At 34.7% G+C, this 962-nt stretch carries 1 protein-coding gene and 1 pseudogene; both read left to right on the top strand.

The window, feature by feature from the left end:
• The coding region (locus tag BAZSYMA_RS10205; protein ID WP_206599442.1) for a hypothetical protein at positions 1-254 on the top strand (254 nt) is incomplete at its 5' end.
• Positions 255-805: 551 nt separating this feature from the next.
• Positions 806-962 (top strand): annotated as a pseudogene (locus tag BAZSYMA_RS03480) (glucose-6-phosphate dehydrogenase); the annotation flags it as partial.

Below are 962 nucleotides of genomic sequence, written 5' to 3'. Positions count from 1 at the left end.
ATAGATTAACATTGGTCCCTATGGGAAAATGTTCAAATGCCTTCTTCTCAGAAACTACAAATATGATTAAAGCCAAACTGTACATGAATGTTCATTGGATGGTCCTCTACAATCTTAAGGTTTTTTGTTCTGATATGAAATTGAAAATGGCGGCTACGGCAGGACTTAGTTTAACATTGGACCCTATGGGAAAAATGTTTCAAAATGCTTCTTCTCTGAAACCACTTGGACAATTGAAATCAAACTGCCCATGAATGATCATTGGAAGGTCCTCTACAAAATTTCTATTTTTTATGCCGATCGGAAATCCAAGATGGCTGCCACCACAGGTCATAGTATGAACACAGGACCATATGGGGAAAATACAGAAATGTATTCTTTTCTGAAGCTATTGCACTGATTGAACCTAAACTGTGCATCAATCATTGGAAGGTCCTTTACAAACTTTGTGTTTTTTATGTTGATCGTAATTCCAAGATGACTACCACTGCAGGACATAGTTTTTACATAGGACCAATTGGTTCTTTTTATAACCAGGTGAACGATACAGGCTCTTGAGAGCCTCTGGTTAAATTTAACAAGGATAGTATGGGAGTGCAATGTGATTTATGATGTTGAAAAGTTGCATTTTTGAGTTGGTTCATTGAAGGAAATGTATTTCACCTTTATTTCATGTGATGTACTTTACCTCATGAATATTCACAGTTATGCTTATTACCAGTAATATTCTTTTAATCAAGCATGTTTGAAAATTATTGGTTAGAAATTACCGATATGTTATGTCATTCTTTTGTTGTTGTTTTTTAGTGATAAATGGACGAGAGTGATTGTAGAAAAGCCATTTGGGAGAGATTTAGAATCATCAACTAGTCTGTCCAATCATTTATCTGCCTTATTTAAAGAAGAAGAGATGTACAGAATTGACCATTATCTTGGCAAAGAAATGGTACAAAATCTTATGG

It is taken from the genome of Bathymodiolus azoricus thioautotrophic gill symbiont (assembly GCF_001298715.1).
Taxonomy (GTDB): Bacteria; Pseudomonadota; Gammaproteobacteria; order PS1; family Pseudothioglobaceae; genus Thiodubiliella.
Note: the sequence above shows the minus strand (reverse complement) of the source record. Positions and strands in the feature narration are given on the sequence as shown.